Annotated in this window: 23 protein-coding genes; 4 read left to right on the top strand and 19 right to left on the bottom strand. The window is 70.5% G+C overall.

Annotated elements, in window-relative coordinates; genetic code table 11:
• Nucleotides 1–396 (bottom strand): Sec-independent protein translocase TatB, encoded by a 396-nt coding sequence (locus ACOWU6_RS01870; protein ID WP_282978032.1) that lies wholly within the window; start codon nt 394–396, stop codon nt 1–3.
• Nucleotides 397–475: 79 nt separating this feature from the next.
• Here ACOWU6_RS01870 and ACOWU6_RS01865 point away from each other — a divergent pair, with 79 nt between their 5' ends.
• A complete protein-coding gene (locus ACOWU6_RS01865) occupies nt 476–1111 on the top strand; it encodes an O-methyltransferase (protein ID WP_421074512.1) in 636 nt (211 codons plus the stop codon).
• A gap of 77 nt (nt 1112–1188) precedes the next feature.
• On the opposite strand, the gene ACOWU6_RS01860 is transcribed toward ACOWU6_RS01865, so the two are convergent.
• From ACOWU6_RS01860 to dapE, 3 genes are all read right to left on the bottom strand, one after another.
• On the bottom strand, nt 1189–1359 hold the full coding sequence (locus ACOWU6_RS01860) for a DUF3117 domain-containing protein (protein ID WP_156240919.1): 171 nt from the start codon (nt 1357–1359) through the stop codon (nt 1189–1191).
• A 95-nt stretch (nt 1360–1454) separates the two neighbouring features.
• Nucleotides 1455–2696: a hypothetical protein gene (locus ACOWU6_RS01855; RefSeq protein WP_421074511.1), complete on the bottom strand. Its 1242-nt coding sequence runs from the start codon at nt 2694–2696 to the stop codon at nt 1455–1457.
• Nucleotides 2678–3754, bottom strand: coding sequence for a succinyl-diaminopimelate desuccinylase (dapE, locus tag ACOWU6_RS01850; RefSeq protein ID WP_271172153.1), 1077 nt, complete (start codon nt 3752–3754; stop codon nt 2678–2680). The genes ACOWU6_RS01855 and dapE overlap by 19 nt, the downstream gene beginning before the upstream one ends.
• A 79-nt stretch (nt 3755–3833) precedes the next feature.
• Here dapE and dapD point away from each other — a divergent pair, with 79 nt between their 5' ends.
• Nucleotides 3834–4787 (top strand): 2,3,4,5-tetrahydropyridine-2,6-dicarboxylate N-succinyltransferase, encoded by a 954-nt coding sequence (gene dapD, locus ACOWU6_RS01845; protein WP_421074510.1) that lies wholly within the window; start codon nt 3834–3836, stop codon nt 4785–4787.
• A gap of 66 nt (nt 4788–4853) precedes the next feature.
• Here the strand turns inward: dapD and ACOWU6_RS01840 are convergent, their stop codons facing one another.
• The 11 genes from ACOWU6_RS01840 to ACOWU6_RS01790 all read right to left on the bottom strand — a co-directional run bounded on the left by ACOWU6_RS01840 (nt 4854) and on the right by ACOWU6_RS01790 (nt 16670).
• Nucleotides 4854–6149, bottom strand: coding sequence for a citrate synthase (locus ACOWU6_RS01840; RefSeq protein WP_421074509.1), 1296 nt, complete (start codon nt 6147–6149; stop codon nt 4854–4856).
• Between the two features lie 180 nt (nt 6150–6329).
• Complete coding sequence (gene dapC, locus ACOWU6_RS01835; protein ID WP_421074508.1) at nt 6330–7442, bottom strand: succinyldiaminopimelate transaminase; 1113 nt, start codon at nt 7440–7442, stop codon at nt 6330–6332.
• 4 nt (nt 7443–7446) lie between these two features.
• The gene (gene fdxA, locus ACOWU6_RS01830) at nt 7447–7767 is read right to left on the bottom strand and encodes a ferredoxin (RefSeq protein WP_271172157.1); all 321 of its coding nucleotides are present in this window, start codon (nt 7765–7767) and stop codon (nt 7447–7449) included.
• A 47-nt stretch (nt 7768–7814) separates the two neighbouring features.
• Nucleotides 7815–8213, bottom strand: a complete 399-nt coding sequence (locus ACOWU6_RS01825) for a histidinol dehydrogenase (RefSeq protein WP_282978038.1) — start codon at nt 8211–8213, stop codon at nt 7815–7817.
• A 2-nt stretch (nt 8214–8215) separates the two neighbouring features.
• Nucleotides 8216–10120, bottom strand: a complete 1905-nt coding sequence (gene typA / locus ACOWU6_RS01820; protein WP_282978040.1) for a translational GTPase TypA — start codon at nt 10118–10120, stop codon at nt 8216–8218.
• A 100-nt stretch (nt 10121–10220) separates the two neighbouring features.
• Complete coding sequence (locus ACOWU6_RS01815) at nt 10221–10769, bottom strand: PH domain-containing protein (protein WP_421074507.1); 549 nt, start codon at nt 10767–10769, stop codon at nt 10221–10223.
• Complete coding sequence (locus tag ACOWU6_RS01810) at nt 10766–11311, bottom strand: PH domain-containing protein (RefSeq protein ID WP_271172161.1); 546 nt, start codon at nt 11309–11311, stop codon at nt 10766–10768. Before ACOWU6_RS01810 ends, ACOWU6_RS01815 begins: the two co-directional genes overlap by 4 nt.
• Nucleotides 11308–12966 carry an ABC transporter ATP-binding protein gene (locus ACOWU6_RS01805; RefSeq protein ID WP_324014479.1) on the bottom strand — a complete coding sequence of 553 codons (1659 nt, stop codon included), beginning with the start codon at nt 12964–12966 and terminating at the stop codon, nt 11308–11310. Before ACOWU6_RS01805 ends, ACOWU6_RS01810 begins: the two co-directional genes overlap by 4 nt.
• A 23-nt stretch (nt 12967–12989) precedes the next feature.
• Complete coding sequence (locus tag ACOWU6_RS01800) at nt 12990–13943, bottom strand: ABC transporter permease (protein WP_421074506.1); 954 nt, start codon at nt 13941–13943, stop codon at nt 12990–12992.
• Nucleotides 13933–14862 carry an ABC transporter permease gene (locus ACOWU6_RS01795; protein WP_421074505.1) on the bottom strand — a complete coding sequence of 310 codons (930 nt, stop codon included), beginning with the start codon at nt 14860–14862 and terminating at the stop codon, nt 13933–13935. Before ACOWU6_RS01795 ends, ACOWU6_RS01800 begins: the two co-directional genes overlap by 11 nt.
• Before the next feature lie 185 nt (nt 14863–15047).
• Nucleotides 15048–16670, bottom strand: a complete 1623-nt coding sequence (locus tag ACOWU6_RS01790) for an ABC transporter substrate-binding protein (protein WP_421074504.1) — start codon at nt 16668–16670, stop codon at nt 15048–15050.
• Between the two features lie 243 nt (nt 16671–16913).
• Between ACOWU6_RS01790 and ACOWU6_RS01785 the strand changes: the two genes are divergently transcribed.
• Complete coding sequence (locus ACOWU6_RS01785) at nt 16914–17675, top strand: CPBP family intramembrane glutamic endopeptidase (RefSeq protein WP_421074503.1); 762 nt, start codon at nt 16914–16916, stop codon at nt 17673–17675.
• A gap of 113 nt (nt 17676–17788) precedes the next feature.
• On the opposite strand, the gene ACOWU6_RS01780 is transcribed toward ACOWU6_RS01785, so the two are convergent.
• The 4 genes from ACOWU6_RS01780 to ACOWU6_RS01765 all read right to left on the bottom strand — a co-directional run bounded on the left by ACOWU6_RS01780 (nt 17789) and on the right by ACOWU6_RS01765 (nt 20418).
• Nucleotides 17789–18718, bottom strand: coding sequence for a hypothetical protein (locus ACOWU6_RS01780; protein WP_421074502.1), 930 nt, complete (start codon nt 18716–18718; stop codon nt 17789–17791).
• 211 nt (nt 18719–18929) lie between these two features.
• Nucleotides 18930–19349, bottom strand: a complete 420-nt coding sequence (locus ACOWU6_RS01775; RefSeq protein ID WP_271172168.1) for a GNAT family acetyltransferase — start codon at nt 19347–19349, stop codon at nt 18930–18932.
• Entirely contained in the window at nt 19346–19813 is a 468-nt protein-coding gene (locus tag ACOWU6_RS01770; RefSeq protein ID WP_271172169.1) for a GNAT family N-acetyltransferase, read from the bottom strand. The genes ACOWU6_RS01775 and ACOWU6_RS01770 overlap by 4 nt, the downstream gene beginning before the upstream one ends.
• Nucleotides 19810–20418 carry a GNAT family N-acetyltransferase gene (locus ACOWU6_RS01765; protein ID WP_271172170.1) on the bottom strand — a complete coding sequence of 203 codons (609 nt, stop codon included), beginning with the start codon at nt 20416–20418 and terminating at the stop codon, nt 19810–19812. Before ACOWU6_RS01765 ends, ACOWU6_RS01770 begins: the two co-directional genes overlap by 4 nt.
• Before the next feature lie 49 nt (nt 20419–20467).
• Between ACOWU6_RS01765 and ACOWU6_RS01760 the strand changes: the two genes are divergently transcribed.
• Entirely contained in the window at nt 20468–20947 is a 480-nt protein-coding gene (locus ACOWU6_RS01760; protein ID WP_421074501.1) for an NUDIX hydrolase, read from the top strand.
• The last annotated feature ends 130 nt before the right edge of the window (nt 20948–21077 follow it).

The raw sequence follows: 21077 nt of genomic DNA, 5'->3' as shown, positions 1-21077 counted from the left end.
TCAGGTCGCCTCGGAGTCGAACGGGGGCGGCGTCTCCGCCGTGAAGGTGCGGCGCGCGAGCGGCGTCGTCCGCGGCTGCCGGACGGGCGCCTGCGCAGCCGACGACGCGGATGGTGCGGGCGACGCGGGCGCGACGGGCGCGTCCTCCAGGAGGGCCTCGCGGATGATCCGGCGCGGGTCGTACTGCCGCGGGTCGAGCTTGCGCCAGTCGACGTCGTCGAGCTCGTCGCCCATCTCCTCCTTCATGCGTGTGCGCGCCCCCTGCACCCACTCGCGGGTGCGGCGCGTGAACTGCGCGAGGGTCTCGGCGTAGCGCGGAAGGCGCTCGGGCCCGATGATGAGCGCCGCGATGACGCCGATCAGCATCACCTTCTCGATCGTCAGGCCGAAGAACATGATCTCAGGGTACCGGGCCTCGTCGTGCGGTCCCGGCAGGGGCGGCGGCTTAGGCTGGAGAGATCGTCAGGAGGAACCCATGAGCGAACTGGACGCCGTCGCGCGCTTCGCCCGAGAGACCGTCGTCGAACCCGATCACATCGCTCGCGCCCGTCAGCACGCCCTCGAGCTCGGCGCCGCTCCGATCAGTCCCTCGATCGGAGCGCAGTGCGCCGTCATCGCGGCCGCCACGGGCGCCCGGTCGATCATCGAGATCGGCACGGGGGCCGGCGTGTCCGCCCTGTGGCTCCTGCACGGCGCCCCGCACGCGACCCTGACCACGATCGACAGCGAGCCCGAGCACCTCTCCGCGGCGCGCACCGCCTTCCAGAGCGCGCGGCTCCCCATCGCCCGCACGCGCCTCATCACGGGGCGGGCGGCCGATGTCCTGCCCCGTATGAACGATGCGGCATACGACATCGTCCTCATCGACGCCGACGCGAAGGGCGTCATCGACTACGTCGAGCACGGCCTGCGCCTCGCCCGACCGGGCGGGACCGTGCTCGTGCCGCGCGTGCTCCACGGCGGCAGGGTCGCCGACCCCGTGCAGCGCGACGAGATCACGCGCACGTACCGCACGCTCCTCCAGGAGACGCAGGCGTCGAACGCCGTGATCGCCGCCCTCTCGACCGTGAACGAGGGCCTCCTGCAGCTGCACGTCTCGCCGCGCCTCTGACGCGTCCGCACATGAGAAGAGCGGATGGCCGGAGTCGTTCCCGACTCCGACCATCCGCTCTGTGACGGTCGTGATCGCTAGGCGTTCACGACGTCGCCCAGGACGCCGTACAGCTCCCGAGCCTCCTCGTCATTGACGGAGACGACCAGGCGCCCGCCCCCCTCGAGCGGCACGCGCACGATGATGAGGCGCCCCTCCTTCACGGCCTCCATGGGTCCGTCTCCGGTTCTCGGCTTCATCGCTGCCATCGCGGCATCCTTTCCGTTGTGGTCAGATGTCCAGTTTATCGGTCGACTGCACGCCCACCGACACGCGAGACGCGCGATGTCGCGCGCAGATCGCGTCACGGGATGAGCCAGAAGGTGTTCCCGAGGCCGTACATGCCGTGGATCCAGGCCCACTGCCCCGCGAGGCAGAGCGCGAGGGAGGCGAACCGGTACCCGCGGCCGCGCGGAACCGCCAGCGCCGCGCAGGCGAACGGTGCAAGCGGCAGGAGCAGGCGGAAGACGCTCGACTGCGGGAAGAACACCGCGAGGAGGTAGACGAGGTAGCTGAGCGCCCACAGCTGCAGCTCGCCGCCCGCGCGGCGCGCCTGCGGCGCGAGCAGGATGGCCGCGACGGCGCCCACGACGAGGACGACGAGCAGGGCGTAGCCGGCCCAGGCCGGGATCCCCCAGATGCGCGCCCACACGGCCGCGGCCTGCGGCCACCCCTCGAACGGGATGAACCCGCCGGAGTCCCCCGTCCACGACCGTCGCCACGCGAGCTCGGTCGCGAGGTACGCGCCAGGGTCGCCCGTCACGACGCCCGCGATGTGCTGCCAGGAGAAGCCGACCGCGGTCGCGATCGCCCCCAGCGCGATGATGTGCACGACCTCCCAGCGCGTCGGTCCCCCGAGCGTGCGCCGCCGCTCGGGCGCGAGTCGCCAGAGGCCGTAGAGGCCGAGGAACAGCGCGAAGGCGAGGACGCCGGGGCGCGTGAACCCCATCAGCGGCACGAGCAGGTACAGGCCGCGCCACTGCCGCCGGACGACGCACAGCAGCGAGGCGATGAGGAGCAGGAGGAACAGCGACTCGGCGTAGCCGACCTGGAACAGCGCGGCGAGCGGGCCGGAGGCGAGCAGGACGACGCCCCACATCGCCTGGTCCTCGTCGAGGCGCTCCCTGAGGAGCGCGTGGAGCGCGACGCACGCGCCGTATCCCGCGGCGAGCGAGACGAGGAGTGCACCCACCCACCAGGCTCCCGCCCCGAAGACGTTCCCGGCCAGGCGCGCGAGGTGGGCGTAGACCGGCATGAACGCCCACGCGTTCTGCGCGACCTCGCCGGTCTCGGTGAGCGGCAGCTCCGCCGGGTAGCCGCTCACGGCGACCGTCCAGTACCACTGGGCGTCCCATCCGAGGATGTAGTCGACGAGCGTCGGGTCGGGCCCGTGCCGCGAGGAGGACGGAGACTGCTGCGCCGTCAGCAGCATGAGCGCCGTCGTCACGAGCCGCGCCGCGAGATAGACCGCGGCCACCCGCGCGGGTGCGGGCCATGCGCGCCAGCCTGCCGCGGGGGCGGTCTCGGTCACCCCGCTGTGAGCCATGCGCGCAGGCTCCGCTCGCAGCTCTCGATCTGGGCGACCGCGACGCGCTCCTCGTCGTGGTGCGCGAGGCTCGGGTCGCCCGGCCCGTAGTTGACCGCGGGCACCCCGAGCGCCGAGAAGCGAGCCACGTCGGTCCATCCGTACTTCGGCTGCGGGACCGCGCCCACCGCCCGCACGAAGTCCTGGGCGATCGGCGAGTCGAGCCCGGGGCGCGCGCCCTGCGCGAGGTCGGTCACCTCGACCTCGAAGCCGTCGAAGACCTCGCGCACGTGATCGGCGGCCTCGGCGCCGGATCGGCTCGGCGCGAACCGGAAGTTGACCTCGACCTCGCACAGATCGGGGATGACGTTGCCCGCGACTCCGCCCGAGACGCGCACCGCGTTCAGGCCCTCGCGGTAGGCGAGGCCGTCGACGACGATCTCCTGGGGCTCGTACGCCGCGAGGCGGGCGAGCACGGGCGCCGCGGCGTGGATCGCGTTGACGCCCATCCACGCGCGTGCGGAGTGCGAGCGCCGGCCGTGCGTGCGGACGACCGCCCGGAGCGTCCCGTTGCAGCCGCCCTCCACCTGCCCGTTGGACGGCTCTCCGAGGATCGCGAAGTCGCCCTCGAAGAGATCGGGCCGAGTCGCGGCGAGGCGAGTGAGCCCGCTGCGCGACGCCTCCACCTCCTCGTGGTCGTACCAGATCCACGTGATGTCGACGACCGGGTCCGACAGCTCGGCGGCGAGCTTCAGCTGCACCGCCGTGCCCGCCTTCATGTCCACCGTCCCCCGCCCCCAGATGAAGGGCTCGCCGTCGATCTCGATGTCGCGCGTGGGGAGGTTGCCGTTGAGCGGGACGGTGTCGATGTGCCCCGCGATCACGACGCGCTGCGCGCGCCCGAGCGCCGTGCGCGCGACGATCGTGTCGCCGTCGCGATGCACCTCGAGGTGCGGGAGCGGGCGGATGGCCGCCTCGATCGCGTCGGCGAGCATGCGCTCGTCGTCGGAGACGCTCGGGATGTCGCAGATCGCGCGGGTGATGTCGGCGGCGGACAGGGACAGGTCGAGCGTCGGCATGCCGTCGAGTCTATCGAGCGCGTCCGCGCGGCCCTTGGTCCGGGGAGGCCGGTCCCGCTCGCCCGATAGCCTGGTGTGCATGAGCGATGAACGAAAGGTCTGGGGCGTCGGCCTCGCGACCACCGCCGGCGATGGCACGGTTCTGGACACCTGGTACGGCGAGCTGGGCACGGGCGCGGCCGACGAGGCCGCGGTCGCGACCGCCCTCGAGCGCGTGGCCGCCTCGGCGGGCCCCGACGAGCGCCGCAACGTGACCGTCGACGCCGTGCGCGTCGAGATCGACCTCGACGAGGCGCCCGCGTCCACATCGGACGCGTACCTCCGCCTGCACGCCCTCTCTCACCGCCTCGTGAAGCCCAACGAGCTGAACCTCGACGGGATCTTCGCGCACCTCCCGAACGTCGCATGGACGACCGCGGGCCCCATGCATCCCGACGACCTCACCCGGCTGCGTCCCGCGCTCCAGCGCGCGGCCATCCAGGTGCAGTCCCTCGACAAGTTCCCGCGTCTGACCGACTACGTCCTCCCGCCCGGCGTGCGCATCGCGGACACCTCGCGCGTGCGCCTCGGGGCCCACCTGTCGCCGGGGACGACGGTGATGCACGAGGGATTCGTGAACTTCAACGCCGGCACGCTCGGCGCCTCGATGGTGGAGGGCCGCATCTCCCAGGGTGTCGTGGTCGGCGACGGCAGCGACGTCGGCGGCGGCTCCTCGATCATGGGGACGCTGTCGGGCGGAGGCACGCACCGCGTGTCGATCGGCCGGCGCACCCTGCTCGGCGCGAACGCCGGCATCGGCATCTCGCTCGGCGACGACTGCGTCGTCGAGGCGGGCCTCTACGTCACGGCGGGCACGAAGGTGCTGCTCGTCGACGAGCCGCCCGCCGCCGACGGCACGCCCCGTGTCGTGAAGGCCGCGACGCTGCACGGAGCCGACGGCATCCTCTTCCTCCGGAACTCGACGACCGGGGCGATCGAGGCCCGACGTCGCAAGGGCGTCGGCGTGACGCTCAACGAGGCCCTGCACGCCTGAGCGGGGCCTCGCCGGAACGCGAAGAGGGCCGGACGTCGCACGACGTCCGGCCCTCTTCGCGTTCCGCTACGCGGTCGGGTACTGCCGCTCGGGCGAGCCCGTGAAGAGCTGCTGGGGGCGGCCGATCTTCGTCTTCGGGTCGAGCGTGAGCTCGCGCCAGTGGGCGAGCCAGCCCGGCAGGCGCCCGATCGCGAACAGCACCGTGAACATCCGCGTCGGGAAGCCCATCGCCTTGTAGATGACGCCGGTGTAGAAGTCGACGTTCGGGTAGAGGCGGCGCTCCTTGAAGTAGTCGTCGTTGAGGGCGATCTCCTCGAGCTCCTTCGCGAGGTCGAGGAGCGGGTCCGTCACGCCCAGCGCCGTGAGGACCTCGTCCGCCGACTCCTTGACGAGCTTCGCGCGCGGGTCGTAGTTCTTGTAGACGCGGTGACCGAAGCCCATGAGCTTCACGCCGTCTTCCTTGTTCTTGACGCGCTCGACGAAGCGCTGCACGCTCTGACCGGAGTCGCGGATCTGCGCGAGCATCTTGAGCACGGCCTCGTTCGCGCCGCCGTGGAGCGGCCCCGAGAGGGCGTGGATGCCGGCCGACACCGACGCGAACTGGTCGGCGCCCGTCGAGCCGACCAGGCGCACGGTCGACGTCGACGCGTTCTGCTCGTGGTCCTCGTGCAGGATGAGGAGGCGCTCGAGAGCCCGCGACATGACCGGGTTCACCTCGTACGGCTCGCTCATGACGCCGAAGTTCAGACGGAGGAAGTTGTCGACGAAGCTCAGCGAGTTGTCCGGGTACAGGAACGCCTGCCCGATCGACTTCTTGTGCGCGTAGGCCGCGATGACGGGGAGCTTCGCGAGCAGGCGGATGATGTTGAGCTCGACGTGCTCGGGGTTCGCCGGGTCGGACTGGTGCTCGTAGTAGGTCGAGAGGGCCGAGACCGCCGACGAGAGGACGGCCATCGGGTGGGCGCCGTCGGGCAGCGCCGAGAAGAAGCGCTTGAGGTCCTCGTGGAGGAGCGTGTGACGGCGGATGCGGTCGTCGAAGTCGGCCAGCTCGGACGCCGAGGGCAGCTCGCCGTAGATGAGCAGCCAGGTCACCTCGAGGAAGCTCGAGTTCTTCGCGATCTGCTCGATCGGGTAGCCCCGGTAGCGCAGGATCCCCTGGTCTCCGTCGATGTACGTGATGGCAGACGCGGTCGAGGCGGTGTTGACGAACCCGTAGTCGAGGGTCGTGTGTCCCGTCTGACGCATGAGCGTCGAGATGTCGATGCTCGGGAGTCCGGACCTGCCCTGCAGGACCGGGAACTCCGCCGTCTTGTCACCGATCGTGAGGGTGGCCTTGTCGGCCGGGATTCCCGCGTCGCTCACAGCGCCTCCTGGCGGATCGTCTTCGCGACTTCTTCGGTCGCCTTGGATCTCGGTCGGCCGCCGGTCAGGCGGCACGGCACATGCTCGGTCGAGTGCGCGAGCCCTGTGCTTCTACAGCCTATCGGTCGTCCCGCCTACCTGTGAAAACTCCCAAACGGCCGGGCGATGCGTGGAGGATTCCTACGAAGACGCGCGGGTGAGACGACGCGCCGCGGCGGCGATGCGCTCGTCGCTCGCCGTGAGCGAGAACCGGACGTGCTGCGGGAAGTGCGGGCCGTAGAAGACGCCGGGGCCCGCGAGGATGCCGAGATCCGCGAGCCGGCCGATCGACTCCCACGCGTCGCGCCCCTCGGTCGCCCAGAGGTAGAGCCCGGCCTCGCTGCGGTCGATCCGGAAGCCGGCCGCCTCGACGGCGGGGCGGAGGATGTCGCGACGGGAGCGGTAGCGCGCCTTCTGCTCCTCGACGTGCGCGTCGTCGCGGAGCGCGACGGCCATCGCGTGCTGCACGGGCGCGGGCGGCATCAGCCCGAGGTGCTTGCGCGCGGTGAGGAGCTCGCCCACGATGCGCCCGCACCCGGCGATGAAGGCCGCGCGGTAGCCGGCGAGGTTCGACTGCTTGCTCAGCGAGTACACGCTGAGCAGACCGGCGCGGCTGCCGCCCGTGACCCGGGGGTCGAGGACCGACGGCACGGGCTCGCTCGCCCACGGGCCGTCCCAGCCGAGCTCGGCGTAGCACTCGTCGCTCGTGAGCACGGCGCCGATCTCGCGGGCGCGGCGCACGGCGGCCGCGAGCTCGTCCACGGTCCACGTGCGCCCGTCGGGGTTGCCCGGGGTGTTGATCCAGATGAGCTTCGCGCCCTCCGGCCATTCGGCGGGGTCGTCGACGGCGACCGGCGTCGCGTTCGCGACGCGCGCGCCGACCTCGTACGTCGGGTACGCGGCGCGCGGATGCACGACGATGTCGCCCTCGCCGAGGCCGAGCAGCGTCGGCAGGAGCGCCACGAGCTCCTTCGACCCGATCGTCGGCAGGACGTTGCGGGGTGCGAGGTCGGGCACGCCGCGGCGGCGCGCGTACCACTCGACGATCGCCTCGCGCAGCGCGGGGGTGCCCACGGTCTGCGGGTACGCGTGCGCATCGGTGGCCTCCGCGAGCGCGTCGCGGACGATCGCGGGGGTCGGGTCGACGGGCGAGCCGATGGAGAGGTCGACGAGCCCGTCGGGGTGAGCGGCAGCGCGCTCACGATACGGGACCACGGCGTCCCAGGGGTAGTCGTCGAGGTCGCGGACGCCCATCCGCTTACTCGCCCTGGGGCGGGAGGGCGGCGATGAGGGGGTGGTCCTTCTCGATCACGCCGACCTTCGACGCGCCACCGGGCGACCCGATGTCGTCGAAGAACTCCACGTTCGCCTTGTAGTAGTCCTGCCACTCATCGGGCAGGTCGTCCTCGTAGTAGATCGCCTCCACCGGGCACACCGGCTCGCACGCACCGCAGTCGACGCACTCGTCCGGATGGATGTACAGCGACCGCTCGCCCTCGTAGATGCAGTCGACCGGGCACTCATCGATGCAGGCGCGGTCCTTGACGTCCACGCAGGGAAGGGCGATCACGTAAGTCACGCCCTCAATCCTACGCGCGCGCGAGGCCCGTCGCCCGGAAGGCGAGCCTAAGCCGAGCCGGACGCCATCCGGCGCAGCTTCGCCATGTCGGGCCACGCGACAGCGACGAGGACGATCCCGGCGAGGAGGAAGGTCCACACATAGCCGAAGGGGAACTCCCCCTCCGCCGGCATCGGGACGACGACGGAGCCGCCGGGGCCTCGCCCCGAGTAGATCGTGAGCGCTCCGAGCATGCCGATGCCCGCCGCGAGAGCCGACCACCGATCATCCGTCAGGAGCCGCAGCGACGTGAGCAGCCCGCCGCACGCGATCGCGGCCAGCACCATCCCGACGGGCACGGCGCCCCACGTGAAGGAATGGGCGATCGTGCTCGCGACGCCGAACACCGCGCCCGCGCAGAGGGCAACGAGCCACGTGACGACGTGCGCGAGACGATCGCCCCTCATACTCAGCCCTGGCGCTTGAGGCGCGAGGCGGCGCGGGCGCGCTCGGTGGCGTCGAGGATCACCTTGCGGATGCGGACGGCCTCGGGCGTCACCTCGACGCACTCGTCCTCGCGTGCGAACTCGAGCGACTCCTCGAGCGAGAGCAGACGCGGGGGCGTCATGGACTCGAACGAGTCGGCCGTGGAGGAGCGCATGTTGGTGAGCTTCTTCTCCTTGGTGATGTTCACGTCCATGTCGTCGGCGCGCGAGTTCTCGCCCACGACCATGCCCTCGTACACCTCGTCGGTCGGCTTGACGAAGAACGTCATGCGCTCCTGCAGCGCGATCATCGCGAACGGCGTCGCGACACCCGCGCGGTCGGCCACGATCGAGCCATTCTGACGCGCGACGATCTGCCCGGCCCATTCGCCGTAGCCGTGCGAGATCGCGTTGGCGATGCCGGTTCCACGGGTGATCGAGAGGAACTCGGTGCGGAAGCCGATGAGACCGCGCGACGGCACGATGAACTCCATGCGGATCCAGCCGGTGCCGTGGTTGATCATGTTGTCCATGCGGCCCTTGCGGTTCGCCATGAGCTGCGTCACGGCGCCGAGGTGCTCTTCGGGGACGTCGATCGTGAGGTGCTCGTAGGGCTCCTCGACCTTGCCGTCCGCGCCCTTGCGCGTGACGACCTGGGGCTTGCCGACCGTGAGCTCGAAGCCCTCGCGGCGCATGTTCTCGACGAGGATGGCGAGCTGCAGCTCGCCGCGGCCCTGCACCTCCCAGGCGTCGGGCTTGCCGATGTCGAGCACGCGGATCGACACGTTGCCGATGAGCTCGCGGTCCAGGCGGTCCTTGACCATGCGCGCGGTGAGCTTGTGGCCCTTGACCTTGCCGACGAGCGGCGAGGTGTTCGTGCCGATGGTCATCGAGATCGAGGGCTCGTCGACCGTGATCTGCGGCAGCGGGCGCACGTCCTCCGGGTCGGCGATCGTCTCGCCGATCATGATGTCGGGGAAGCCCGCGATGACCGCGATGTCGCCGGGGCCGGCCTCCTCGGCTGGGTACCGGTCGAGGGCCTTCGTCATGAGCAGCTCGGTGATGCGCGCGTTCTGCGTCGTGCCGTCCTGACGCACCCAGGCGACGGTCTGGCCCTTCTTGAGGGTGCCGTTGAACACGCGCAGCAGCGCGAGTCGGCCGAGGAACGCCGACGAGTCGAGGTTCGTGACCCACGCCTGCAGGGGCGCCTCGTCGTCGTACGACGGAGCCGGCACGTGCTCGAGGATCGCCTCGAACAGCGGCTCGAGGTCGGCGTTGTCGGGCAGCGATCCGTCGGCCGGGCGGTTGCGCGACGCGGCGCCGGCACGGCCCGAGGCGTAGACGACCGGGACATCGAGGAGCGCGTCGACGTCGAGGTCGGGGACGTCGTCCTGGAGGTCGCTCGCGAGCCCGAGCAGGAGGTCGTGCGCCTCCTCCTCGACCGCCGCGATGCGCGCGTCGGGGCGGTCGGTCTTGTTCACGAGGAGGATGACGGGGAGCTTCGCCTCGAGCGCCTTCCGCAGCACGAAGCGGGTCTGCGGAAGGGGACCCTCCGACGCGTCGACGAGGAGGACGACGCCGTCGACCATCGACAGGCCGCGCTCGACCTCGCCGCCGAAGTCGGCGTGGCCCGGGGTGTCGATGACGTTGATCGTCACGGGCACGTCGGTGTGCGCCCCGTTGTAGGTGATCGCCGTGTTCTTGGCGAGGATCGTGATGCCCTTCTCGCGCTCGAGGTCGTTCGAGTCCATCGCGCGCTCTTCCACGTGCGCGTGCTCGCCGAACGAGCCGGTCTGGCGCAGCATGGCGTCCACGAGGGTCGTCTTGCCGTGGTCGACGTGCGCGACGATCGCGACGTTGCGGAGATCGGAACGGTGGGCGAGCGCCATGAAGGGATCCTTCTGATGTGGGGGTTCCGCCCCGAAAGCGGGGCGTTCCATCCTATAGCGCGCTCGCGAGCGGGCGCTCAGGCTGCTCGGAGGCGGCCGGTCAGCCGGTGACGATCCCGCCCGTGACGCTGAGCGACCAGGCCGCCCACGCCGCGATCCCGGCGAGGATCAGCAGCGTCGGGATGTGCCATCCGCGGCGGACAGGGAGATCGGTCGGCCGCGCCCGCTCCCGGAAGAGCTCGAGCGTCGCGGCCTGGTCGTCGCCGGGCTGCTCGCGGCGGTTGATGTGCAGGTGGCGGCTGGCCGCGCCGGTCGCCGCGACGACCGTTCCGTCGTCGAGCGCGATCTCGAGCTGCCAGCGCATCCGGATGGCCCGCACGCGCGACCACGGGATCTCGACCACCCTCAGGCCGCCGCGCACGCGAAGGAGATCGTCGGTCGCGGTGACGCTCGGGGCGGCGAGGAGCACGAAGACGCCCCAGCAGAGCGCGAGGAGCCACGGCGCCACGAGGAGCGCGTCGAAGGGCCGCCCCCGCAGGACCGCGTCGCCGAGGAGGAGCACCGTCAGCAGGGCGGCGCACGCGAAGGCGACCCAGCCCGACGGGCGCCGGAACGAGACGCGGTACTCCGAGTCGCTCGAGCCGCTCATCGGGTCACCGCGACCGACACGGCCGCCCAGATGAGGATGGCCGCGAGCAGGCCGATCTCGCGCGCGTTCCAGGACGTGCGCACCTCTCCCCCATCGGCCGGCGCCGCGCCATCCGCCGCGGCCTCGCGCAGCTCGCGGAGGATCTCGAGCTCGCGCTCGGCGGGCTGCGGGGTGTGGGCCCTGCCGCTCGGGCGCTTCGCGGCGGCTGCCCACGCCTGCAGGTCGCGGCCATCCGCGAGGACGAACGCGATCTGCCAGCGCAGCACGATGTCGCGCACGGCGCTCCAGGGCGCGCGCGTCGTGCGCAGCGGGTTGCGCACGACGACGCCGTCCTCGTCGGCGTGGACGCTCGGCGCGAAGAGGAACGTCCAGACGAACCAGACCGGCAGGAGCAGCCAGGGCGCGATGAGCACGGCGTCGACCGCGCTCCCGCGGACGACGACGTCGCCCAGCAGGAACACGACCACCGCCGACGTGGCGAGGAGCCAGACGATCCCGGCGCTGCCGCGGATCGTCCGGCTCCTCTGCTCGGGAGGCGTCATCGGCCGCCGAGCTCGACGGTCTGGCCGGGGATCGCGTCGAGGAGGCGACGCGTGTACTCCTGCTGCGGGTCGGCGAAGATCTGGTCCACGGCGCCCTGTTCGACGACCCGCCCGTGCTCCATGACGCAGACGAGATCGGCCGCCACGCGCACGACGGCGAGGTCGTGGGTGATGAACAGGTAGGTGAGCCCCAGCTCCGACTGCAACTCGGCGAGCAGCTTCAGGATCTGATCCTGCACGAGCACGTCGAGCGCCGAGACCGCCTCGTCGAGCACGACGATGTCGGGCTTGAGCGCGAGGGCGCGCGCGATCGCGACACGCTGACGCTGGCCGCCGGACAGCTCGTTGGGGTACCGCCATGCGAGCTCGCGCGGCAGGGCGACCTGCTCGAGCAGCTCGAACACGCGGTCCCTGCGCGACGCGGCGTCGCCCACCTTGTGCACGCTCAGCGGCTCGGAGATGAGCGCGCCGATCGAGCGCAGGGGGTCGAGCGACCCGTACGGGTCCTGGAACACCGGCTGCATCCGGCCGCGCAGCGAGAAGATCTCGCGCGAGGACAGCGTCGTCGCGTCCACCCCGTCGATGAGGATGTGCCCGCTCGTCGCCTGCTCGAGCTGGAGCACCATCTTGGCGACGGTCGACTTGCCCGATCCCGACTCGCCGACGAGGGCGAGCGTCTTCCCCTTGGGGATCTGGAACGAGACGCTGTCGACGGCCCGGAACGGCTCGCTGCGGAAGCCGCCGCGCCGGATGCGGTAGTCCTTCACGAGATCGCGCACCTCGACGACGGGCGCCGCGGCGTGCAGCACCTGGGTCGTCGTCTCGATGCCCCGGTCCTCGACGCTCGCCTGGATGCGCTGCGACGCGAGGCTCGGAGCCGCGGCGACGAGACGCTGCGTGTACGGGTGCTGCGGGTCCTCGAGGATCTCGCGGCTCGGCCCCGACTCGACGATCTCGCCCTGGTTCATCACGACGATGGTGTCGGCGCGATCGGCGGCGAGGCCGAGGTCGTGCGTGATGAAGAGGACCGAGGTCCCCTTCTCGCGCGTGAGCGAGGCGAGGTGGTCGAGGATGACCCGCTGCACCGTGACGTCGAGCGCGCTCGTTGGCTCATCGGCGATGAGGAGCGCGGGGTCGGCCGCGAGGCCGATTCCGATGAGCGCTCGCTGGCGCATGCCGCCCGAGAACTGATGCGGGAACTGGTGCAGGCGCCGCTCGGCGTCCGCGAGTCCCGCCTGCTTCAGCACCTCGATCGCGCGCTGCTCGACCTCCTTGCGGCCGGTGGCGATGCCGTTCGCGCGGATCGCCTCCTTCACCTGGAAGCCGATCGACCAGACCGGGTTGAGGTTCGACATCGGGTCCTGCGGGACGTAGCCGATGCGGCGTCCGCGGATGTCCTCCATCTCGCGGCGCCCGATCTTGGCGAGGTCGACGCCCTCCAGCTCGATCGAGCCGGCGGTGACCTTCCCGGTGCCGGGGAGGAGGTCGATGATCGCCGTCGCGGTCGTCGACTTGCCCGACCCCGACTCGCCCACGATCGCGACGGTCTCGCCGCGGTGGATGTCGAGATCCACGCCGTGGACGACCTCGCGCTGCTTCTTTCCGGTGCCGAACGCGACCTTCAGCCCGCGCACGCGCAGGAGAGGCTCGGTCATGGGTGTGCCCTTCGTGAGATCGGTCATCGCTGCGCCCTCGCCTTCGGGTCGAGCGCGTCGCGCAGCAGCTCGCCGAGCGTGATGAACGCGAGCACCGTGACGGTGAGCGCGATCGACGGATAGATGAGGGTGAGCGGTGCTGTGCGGATCGTCGTCTGCGCCTGGCTGATGTCATTGCCCCAGGACATGACGCTCGAGCCGAGCCCGACGCCCAGGAACGACAGCGTCGCCTCCGCGACGATCGCGAGGCCGAGAGCGATGGTCGAGACGACGATCACCGGGGCCATCGCGTTCGGCAGGACGTGCACGACGAGCGTCTTGAACCGCGACAGGCCGAGCGCGATGGAGCCCATCACGTAGTCCGCCTGCTTCACGCGGAGCACCTCCGCGCGCATGATGCGCGCGGTCGACGCCCACGAGAACCCGCCGATCGCGAAAGCGAGTGTCAGCTCGTTTCGGAAGTCGCTGAGCACCGTCATGACCACGACCGCCGCGATGATGTACGGGATCGTGAAGAAGATGTCGCCGATCCGCGACAGCAGCGAGTCGAGCCAGCCGCCGTAGAAGGCGGCGAGAGCGCCCATGATCACACCGATCACGGTTCCGATCGCCGTCGCGAGCAGGCCGACGGTGAGCGACGTGCGGGTTCCCCACACGATGCGCGACCAGACGTCGCAGCCCTGACGCGTGAAGCCGAGCGGGTGTCCGGGCTGGGGGCCCGCGTTGCTGAGCGACAGGTTGCAGGCCTGCGGTCCGGCCGGAGGGAAGGACGAGAACAGGGTCGGCGCCACCGCTACGACGACCAGCAGCACGACGAATGCCGACGAGATCCAGAACATCGGACGACGACGGAGATCGCGCCATGCGTCCAGCCACAGGTTGCTCGGCTTCTCGTCGATCCGGATGGCGTCGACCGTGACCTGGGCGCTCGTGACGGGCGCGACGTAGTGCTTGCGCGACGGGACATTACTTGACATAGCGGATCCTCGGGTCGAGCAGACCGTAGAGCAGGTCGATGAACAGGTTCACGAACACGTACACCACGACGAAGACGGTCACGAACGAGACCACGGTGGGGGCCTCGTGCCGGATGATCGCCTGGTACAGCGTGTTCCCGACGCCGGGCACGTTGAAGATGCCCTCCGTCACGGTCGCGCCGACCATGAGGATGCCGAAGTTCGTCGCCGAGTCGGTGACCATCGGGATGAGCGAGTTGCGCAGGACGTGTACCGGGATCACTCGGCCTCGCGAGAGGCCCTTCCCGTACGCCGTGCGGACCCAGTCCTGGCCCAGCGTCTCGATGGTCGACGAGCGGGTGAGACGCATGCTCGTCGCGTAGATGCTCACAGCCAGCGTCATCGCTGGCAGGAGGAGCCCACCCCAGTCGTTGTCGGATCCGACGGTCGGGCTGAACCATCCGAGCTGCACGCCCAGGAAGAACTGCGCGATGAAGCACACGACGAAGACGGGAACGGAGACGAAGATGAGCGACACGATGAGGGACAGCTGGTCGAACAGCTTGCCCTTGAACAGCGCCGAGAAGAGGCCGATTCCGATCGCGAGGACGAAGGACATCGCGATCGCGAGGATCGCCAGTCGCAGCGTGACCGGGAAGGTGCGGACGAGCACCTCGCCGACCGGCTGCCCGGAGAAGCTCGTGCCGAAGTCGAACTGCAGGACACCGACGATGTAGTGGAAGTACTGCACGACGAACGGCTCGTCGAGGTGATACTGCGCCCGGATCTGCTCGAGCAAAGCGGGGTTCGGCGGTCGATCGCCGAAGAGCGCGGCGATCGGGTCGCCGGGCATGGCGAAGACCATGTAGTAGATCAGCAGGGTGGCGCCGAAGAACACCGGGATGACCTGCAGGATCCGTCTGAGGATGTAGCTCCCCACGGTTCACTTCCCTTCAGGAGGTCGAAGACTGAGCGCGCGCGATTCGGGTTGACGCGCGCAGAGGCCCGCCGCACAGGGCCGCCGTGCATTCTCACGCATGCAGCTGACAGCAGCCCCGGGGCAGGACACGTCGCGAGGCGGTGACGTGAGCCACCGCCTCGCGATCAGAGGTCAGTCGTGAAGGATCACTCCCAGGGGCTGATCTCGTTGGCCTGCTCCCAGAGCTCGACCGCGCGCTCCGGGTTGTACTCGAGCACGTCAGCGCCCTCGAGCGAGTCACTCCAGCCGTCGATGACGGGCGAGGTGAAGTCGCTCGCCGGCGTGCGAGTCCCCTGGAAGATCACGTCGGTGATCTCCTCGCGGTTGATCGCCATCGAGATCGCCGCGCGGCGCAGAGCGCCCTCCTCACCGTCGAAGTGCTCCTGGTACTGGCCGATCGTGAAGGACTGGAAGATCGCCGCGGGGTCGTTGACCCAGCGGTCGCCGAGCTCATCCTGGTAGGTCTCGAACGCCGAGTCCGGGATCGCGTCGAGCACGTCGAGCTCGTTCGCGAGCAGGTCCGAGTACGCCGCGTCCTGCGTGGCGTAGAAGATGATCGAGAGTCCGGAGTTCTGCGGCGTGCGCGGGCCGTCGTAGTCCTCGTTCACCGCGAGGTCGATCTGGACGTCGTGCTGCCACGCGCCCTCGCTCGCGAGCTTGTACGGGCCGTTGCCGATCGGGTTCTCGCCGAAGGCCTCCATGTCCTCGAACGCCACGTCCGGGAGCGGGTAGTAGGCCGAGTAGCCCAGACGCTGAGCGAAGTCGGCGGCCGGCTTGTTGAGCGTGATCGTGAACGTGTGGTCGTCGATCTGCTTGAGGCCGGTGAGCTCCGAGTCCTCGTCCCAGCTGAAGCCCTCGATGTCCTCGAAGAAGTAGCTGGAGAGCTGCTCGTTGGAGAGCTTCGCGCCGTAGTTCCACGCCTTGATGAAGTTGTCGGCGGTGACCTCTTCGCCGTTCGTGAACGTGAGACCCGGGCGGATCTTGACGGTCAGCTGCGTGGGCGAGTCGACCGTGATCGACTCCGCGACGTCATTCTCGACCGAGCCATCCGCCTGGTAGTGGATGAGTCCCGCGAAGATCGCGTCGAGGATCTTGCCGCCGCCGGTCTCGTTCGTATTCGTCGGGATGAGCGGGTTCTGAGGCTCGGATCCGTTGACCGTGACGACCGTGTCATCGGCCTTCGTGATCTCGTGGAAGATCGGCACCGAGTGCCAGTCGAACTGGACGTTCTCGACGTTCTCGCTCCAGCCGCCGACGACGTTCGAGTACCAGAGCGGGATCGCCGGCAGGTCCTGGAGGAGAACCTCCTGCGCCTGCTGGAAGAGGGCGTTCGCTGCCTCGGGGTCGGTCTCGCTGATGCCCTCGGCGAGCAGCGAGTCGAACTCCTCGCTCGAGTAGTCGCCGTCGTTGGAGCCGGCGCCCGTCGCGTAGAGCGGGCCGAGGAAGTTGTAGAGCCCGGGGTAGTCGGCCTGCCAGCCCGTCCGGAACGCGCTCTTGATCGTGCGGTTGGTGACCTCTTCGCGCAGCGTGGCGAAGTCGGGATACGGGACGCCGACCGCGTTGATGCCGAGCGTGTTCGACAGGGAGTTGGCAACGGCGTCGGCCCAGGCCTGGTGGCCGCCGTCGGCGTTGTATGCGATTCCGAACTCGAGGTCCGAGCTCGCCGACGTCTCCTCGCCCGTGGGCGCGCTCGAGCTGCAGCCGGCGAGCGTGATGCCGCCGACCGAGAGCAGCGCGAGCCCCGCGAGGGCGATCTTGTTGCGCTTCACAGTGTTTCCTCCGATGGAAGGGGTTGTAGGTGCCTTCACGAAGCCTCGGGAGTCTCCGTGAATGCGATGAGTGAAATCTAGGCTCCGATGCGGTCTGTGACAAACCTTCAGCGGAACCGTTACAGACCCTTTACTGGAGCGGCTCTCGATTTGGCAATCTGCGCCAACACGCCGTCGACTTCATGCACATGCATCGACGGCGTTTCGCACGGTCGCATCCCCGCGCTGTGCGAGTCTCGTGGTATGAGCGCTCCCCTCCCCGCCGCGCGGCCTTCGCGACGTCGCCTCGCCTGGGAGGTCGCGATCGTCCTCGCCCTGACCCTCGGGCAGTCGGCCCTCTACTCGGTGCTCTCGCTCGTGCGCGCTCTCCTGCGGCCGGTCGCGCTCGCCGACCAGTCGGCGGCTCTGAATCCCGCTCGCGCGGAGGAGCCGCTGTGGGACGCGGTCTACCGGATCCTCGACGTCTTCTTCGACCTCGCCCTCGTCACCCTGGTGGTGTACCTGCTCTGGGAGCCGGGGCGGAGCGCCCTGCGGCGCATCGGGCTCGATCTGCGCGCCATCCCCCGGGATCTCGGCCGTGCGGCCATCCTGCTCGTGGTCATCGGCGTGCCGGGCCTCGCGCTCTATCTCGGCGCCCGCGCGCTCGGCCTCAACGTCGACGTGCAGGCGTCGTCGGGCGTCGAGGGATGGCTCGTCCCGATCCTCGTGCTGTCCGCGGTGCGCGCGGGGCTCCTCGAGGAGGTCATCCTGAACGGATATCTCGTCGACCGGCTCGCGCGCCTGGGCTGGCGCCCCTGGTCGGTCATCCTCGCGGTGGCCGGCCTGCGCGCTGCTTACCACGCCTACCAGGGGTTCGGCGCGATCGTCGGGAACTTCGCGATGGGCGTCGTGTTCATCTGGTGCTACCGCCGCTGGGGGCGGGTCATGCCCCTCGTCATCGCGCACGCGCTCATCGACGTCATCGCGTTCGTCGGCTACCCGCTCGTCGCACCGTACCTGCCGTAGGTGCCCATCCGCCCTCGGTGAGACTAGTGCCCGTCGTCGAGACTGGCGCTTCGAGCACCGGTTTCGACGACGGGAGCTAGTCTCAACGACGCACTGGTCTTGCGGGCCGTTCATCACCGCGAACGCGGGTTGCGCACCGCGGCGAAGACCTCCGGCGACCGCGGCCTGACGCGCGGGACGCCCGCGGCGACGAGGATCCGCTCGAACGGCTCGACGCGCACGACGTCTGACCATTCCCATCGGATCACCCGCCCTGCCGCGATCTGGAGCTCGTTCTCCCGGCGCCGTTCCTCACGCAGCACGAGCGCGGTCGACGAATCCGTCGGCTGCGCGTACTTCGCGCGCCCGTCGGCTTCGCCGATGACCCGGACGGACCTCCACCACGCGTCGACCCGGCGAACTCTCCCGTTGACGACGAACTCGACCTGCGGTTCGGGCGACTCGAACCCGAGGAGCTCCAGGACCACGCGGCTGACGCTCTCGAGAACCGACTCCGATCTCGCGTCGGCCGCCTTCAGGGCAGCGCGGCCGATGCGAGCGCCGCGCCGGTTCGGCAGCTCGCGGATGCGCCGCTCGAGGTCGTCCGACGTCAGTCCGGACCGCAGCGCGGCGTCGACGACCGCAACGCCGAACGCGAGCGGCAGCACGCGCGCGAGGTCGATCGCGGTCTCGAGCTTCGACGTCATCCGCACGCCGTCGACCCGGACGATCTCCCGCTCCGCCATGCTCGTGTGGGCGAGAACGTCTCCCCGTCGATACGAATGCCCTCGGCCCATGTGCAGCAGATGGATGTCGCGCGGCTCGCCGAACACAGGGAGGGCATGTCGCACGGCAGCCGACTCGAAGCACAGCACGGGATCGCGCAACGCCGAGACGGCCGCGCTGACCCTCCGCGCATACCGCTCATACGGGGCGAGCCGCGTCCAGTCGTCGGCCGCGACGTGCAGCCCGCGTCGCATCGGCACGGTCTGTCCCACCTGCCGGCGCAGCGCCCGCACGCTGGCGTCGCGCCCTGTCCTGTGCAGTTCGTCGCGGTCGGCCATGGCTCCAGCCTCGCGAAGCGGTTCCACGAGCGTGCGACGTCGATCGTCTTCTGGACAGACACGCGGAACAGGTCGACCTGTGCACGCGCCGTCGCCGCGATCCGCGCCCCTGCCGCCTTGGGACTAGCGCTGGTCGTCGAGACCGGTGCTCCGGGCAGCAGTCTGGGCGACGAGAGCTAGTCTCACGAGTGAGGGGACGCGCTGGGCGCCGCTACACGTCCGGGATCAGGCGCTTGCCGAGGACGGCGACGTCGTCGCGGGCGTACTCGAGCTCCGCGTAGTAGTCCATGACGCCGCGGTTCTCCGCACGGACCATCAGCATGACCTTGGGGCATCCGAGCGCGAGGAGCCGTCGCTCGGCCTCCGCCACGAGCGCGCGGCCGATCCCCTCGCCGCGACGGGCGCTCGCGAGGTACGAGAGCCAGCCGCGGTGCCCGTCGTAGCCCGCCATCACCGTGCCGACGACCGCGCCGTCGTCGTCTGCCACGAGAAGCAGCTCCGGCCAGACCTCCCGCGCGCGGCGGATGTCCTTGTGGGGGTCGTTCCAGGGCCGAGTGAGCCCGGCCGCCGTCCACAGCGCCACGACCGGCTCGACGTCCGCATCCACAAGCGGGCGGATGGCGATGCTCACGATGCGAGCTCCGCGAGCGACCGCGACCAGGCCACCTCGCGATCGAGCTGCCCCGTCTCGCGGAAGAGGCGCACCTGGTGCGTGTCGGCGAGGGCCGCTGCCAGCTCCGCCCGGTCGGCCGGGACGAACCCGAGCTTCTGCCAGAACGGCCCGGACCGGCGGGAGAACAGCCACGCCGTCGTGGCACCCGCCTCTGCCGCCCGCGCGAGCGCGAAGCGCGCGAGAGACGTCCCCGTGCCGGCCGCGCGGCCATCCGGATGCACGGCGACACTGCGGATGAGCGCGTGGCCGCCGTCGGCGCTCGCCTCGTAGCCGGTCGTCTCGACGATGCGGCCGGCAGCGTCGCGGCGGAGCCAGATGCGCACAGACGGAGCGTCGAGGCCGCTCGTCGTGAGGTCGACCAGGCGCAGGAACGCCTCGACGTCGCCGGAGTCGGCGGCCGCCATCGGGACGAGAGCGGTCATGCGCGAGCCGCCTCCCGGTGCCGCTCGAGTCGCGCCTCGAGGCCGAGCCGCACGGCCGCCCACTCGTGCGGCAGGATCGAGAAGACCACCGTGTCGCGCACGTGCCCGTCGGGGAAGATCGCGTGGGCCCGCAGCACGCCGTCCTGCCGGGCGCCGAGACGGGCGATGGCGGCGCGCGACTGCTGGTTGTGCCAGTGGGTGCAGAACTGCACGCACACGCAGTCGAGCTCGTCGAACGCGCGCTCGAGCAGCAGCAGCTTCGCGGCCGGATTCACGCCGGTCCCCTGCGCCGAGCGCGCGAGCCACGTGTACCCGATCTCGACGCGGCGGTTCGGCGCGTCGATGTTGCAGTAGGTCGTCATGCCGAGCGCACGCCCCGTCCGGGCATCCACGACGGCCCAGGGCGCCATCCGCCCGGCCGCCTGCTCCCCGAGCCGCCGGTCGATCTCCGCGGCGACCCCGTCGGGCGAGGGGATGCGCGTGTACCAGGTCCGCCAGAGGTCGCCCTCCGCGACGGCCGCCGCCAGGTCGTCGTGATGCGCGGAGCTCAGCGGCTCCAGACGGACGATGTCGTTCTCGAGCACGGGGTTCGCAGCGAAGTCCACCGATCCACGCTATCGGTCGCCGCGACGTCCGCCCGCATAGGATCGCCTCATGGCGACCCCCGACTTCATCCTGCGACTGCGCGAGAGGATCGGGACCGACCCCCTGTGGCTCACGGGCGTGACCGCAGTCGTGCTGCGCGGCGACGGCGCAGAGCGCGAGGTGCTGCTCGTCCGGCGCGCGGACAACGCGCGCCTCACGCCGGTCACGGGCATCGTCGATCCCGGCGAGGAGCCCGCGGTGTCGGCCGTGCGCGAGGTGCTCGAGGAGGCCGCCGTCGTCGCCGAGGCCGAGTCGCTCGTGTGGGTCCACGCGACGCGGCCGATGACGTACGCGAACGGCGACCAGGCGCAGTACCTCGACCTCGTCTTCCGCTGCCGCTACGTCGCCGGCGAGCCGCACCCGGAAGACGGCGAGAACACCGAGGCGATGTGGCGCCGACTCGACGATCTGGGCGACGTCGACGCCGAGATGCGCGAGCGGATCCGGATGGCCGCCGCCGGCCATCCCCACGCGCGCTTCGAGACCTGATCTCGTCCCGTCCCGCCCCGCCCTGGCCCGCCCTGTCCCGTCACGCCCCGTCCATCCGTCGAACTAGCGCCCGTCGTCGAGACCGGCGCGGGGAGCGCTAGCCTCGACGACGGGCACTAGTCTCGACGAC

The sequence above is a fragment of the Microbacterium sp. SA156 genome, assembly GCF_049065455.1.
Lineage (GTDB): Bacteria > Actinomycetota > Actinomycetes > Actinomycetales > Microbacteriaceae > Microbacterium > Microbacterium barkeri.
This window is presented reverse-complemented; position numbering and strand designations above follow the sequence as displayed.

Excerpts from the sequence above, each read along its gene's own strand:
- ACOWU6_RS01870 (WP_282978032.1), bottom strand. The coding sequence starts at position 396 with ATGTTCTTCGGCCTGACGATCGAGAAGGTGATGCTGATCGGCGTCATC.
- ACOWU6_RS01865 (WP_421074512.1), top strand. The coding sequence starts at position 476 with ATGAGCGAACTGGACGCCGTCGCGCGCTTCGCCCGAGAGACCGTCGTC.
- ACOWU6_RS01860 (WP_156240919.1), bottom strand. The coding sequence starts at position 1,359 with ATGGCAGCGATGAAGCCGAGAACCGGAGACGGACCCATGGAGGCCGTG.
- ACOWU6_RS01855 (WP_421074511.1), bottom strand. The coding sequence starts at position 2,696 with ATGGCTCACAGCGGGGTGACCGAGACCGCCCCCGCGGCAGGCTGGCGC.
- dapE (WP_271172153.1), bottom strand. The coding sequence starts at position 3,754 with ATGCCGACGCTCGACCTGTCCCTGTCCGCCGCCGACATCACCCGCGCG.
- dapD (WP_421074510.1), top strand. The coding sequence starts at position 3,834 with ATGAGCGATGAACGAAAGGTCTGGGGCGTCGGCCTCGCGACCACCGCC.
- dapC (WP_421074508.1), bottom strand. The coding sequence starts at position 7,442 with ATGGGCGTCCGCGACCTCGACGACTACCCCTGGGACGCCGTGGTCCCG.
- ACOWU6_RS01825 (WP_282978038.1), bottom strand. The coding sequence starts at position 8,213 with ATGAGGGGCGATCGTCTCGCGCACGTCGTCACGTGGCTCGTTGCCCTC.
- typA (WP_282978040.1), bottom strand. The coding sequence starts at position 10,120 with ATGGCGCTCGCCCACCGTTCCGATCTCCGCAACGTCGCGATCGTCGCG.
- ACOWU6_RS01815 (WP_421074507.1), bottom strand. The coding sequence starts at position 10,769 with ATGAGCGGCTCGAGCGACTCGGAGTACCGCGTCTCGTTCCGGCGCCCG.
- ACOWU6_RS01810 (WP_271172161.1), bottom strand. The coding sequence starts at position 11,311 with ATGACGCCTCCCGAGCAGAGGAGCCGGACGATCCGCGGCAGCGCCGGG.
- ACOWU6_RS01805 (WP_324014479.1), bottom strand. The coding sequence starts at position 12,966 with ATGACCGAGCCTCTCCTGCGCGTGCGCGGGCTGAAGGTCGCGTTCGGC.
- ACOWU6_RS01800 (WP_421074506.1), bottom strand. The coding sequence starts at position 13,943 with ATGTCAAGTAATGTCCCGTCGCGCAAGCACTACGTCGCGCCCGTCACG.
- ACOWU6_RS01785 (WP_421074503.1), top strand. The coding sequence starts at position 16,914 with ATGAGCGCTCCCCTCCCCGCCGCGCGGCCTTCGCGACGTCGCCTCGCC.
- ACOWU6_RS01780 (WP_421074502.1), bottom strand. The coding sequence starts at position 18,718 with ATGGCCGACCGCGACGAACTGCACAGGACAGGGCGCGACGCCAGCGTG.
- ACOWU6_RS01770 (WP_271172169.1), bottom strand. The coding sequence starts at position 19,813 with ATGACCGCTCTCGTCCCGATGGCGGCCGCCGACTCCGGCGACGTCGAG.
- ACOWU6_RS01760 (WP_421074501.1), top strand. The coding sequence starts at position 20,468 with ATGGCGACCCCCGACTTCATCCTGCGACTGCGCGAGAGGATCGGGACC.